Raw genomic sequence first — 1,252 nt, 5'->3', positions numbered from 1 at the left:
TGACATGATAAACTAAAGTTGTAACACCACATAGAAATAATATATTATTATATTTAAGAAAGTGGTGATACAAAAATGGGTAAGAAAATATATGAAAAATCATTTAAAGAAAAACTAGTAAAATTACATCTTGAAGAAGGCAGATCTGTTGCCAGTTTAACTAAAGAATATGGCCTTGGACAAGGCTCTTTAAATATATGGATTAAAAACTATCGCAAAGAATGCAGCCAAACAGAAACAGGAACAAAAGATTTAGAATTACTTGATAAAATCAGAAAATTAGAACGTGAAAATAAAGAACTAGAAAAGGAAAATAACTTTTTAAAAAAGGCAGCAGCATTCTTTGCCAAGGAAATAGAAGATTAATCTATATATTTATTGATGAAAACAAAGATGAATTTGGGCTTAGATGGCTTTTAAATCGCTTAAACATATATCCAAATGCTTACTACAATTATTTGAAAAAACGTTCCTTAAAACAAGAGATTAAAAAAATACCTTAAAAGAACTAATTAAAACAACTTATCACAGATACAGTGGTAAAATGGGCTATCGGATGATCCAGAAACGTCTATCTAAAATGGGACATAAATACAGCAATTTAACTATTCATAAATACATGAAGCAGCTAGGTTTAAAATCCATTACCTTTAAAAGAAAACCAGCTTATATTAAGGGTAAAGCGCATAAGGTTTTCGAAAACCTTATAAAGCAAGATTTCACAGCAGAAAAGAAAAATACCAAATGGTGCACTGATTTCACCTATATACACCTTTTAAATGGTAGTTTAAGGTATAATTGCTCAATTCTTGATTTATATGATCGTAGTATTGTTGCGACTAAAACTACAAATTACATGACTGCTGATCTAGCAATAGAAACATTAAATGAAGCTTTGGCAAATAATAAACCTGAAGAAAATTTGATACTCCACAGCGATCAGGGGGTGCAGTACACTTCGAAATCATTTACAGAATATTGTAGTAATAACAAGATCATACAATCAATGAGTAAGGCTGGGTGTCCGTACGATAATGCCCCTATGGAATCCTTTTTTGGTAAATTAAAAAACGAACATATTAAGCATTATGAAATAAAAAATGATAATCATTTAAATTTTCTAATTAACGATTATGTTTATGGATATTATCATCATATCAGACCACATAGTGCCTTAGGTGGTAAAACCCCTTTTGAGGCTCGATTTACATAATTTATTCTATTAAGTGTTACAATTTTGCTTGACCAGGTC

At 29.9% G+C, this 1,252-nt stretch carries 1 pseudogene; it reads left to right on the top strand.

The features are described from left to right. Nucleotides 1-75: 75 nt before the first annotated feature. Nucleotides 76-1,213, top strand: a pseudogene (locus tag B8965_RS00015) (IS3 family transposase). Nucleotides 1,214-1,252: the final 39 nt, after the last annotated feature.

This window comes from Desulfonispora thiosulfatigenes DSM 11270, from assembly GCF_900176035.1.
In the GTDB taxonomy this organism is placed as follows: domain Bacteria; phylum Bacillota; class Peptococcia; order Peptococcales; family Desulfonisporaceae; genus Desulfonispora; species Desulfonispora thiosulfatigenes.
The sequence above is the reverse complement of the archived record's forward strand: the minus strand, read 5'-3'. Positions and strand labels throughout refer to the sequence as shown.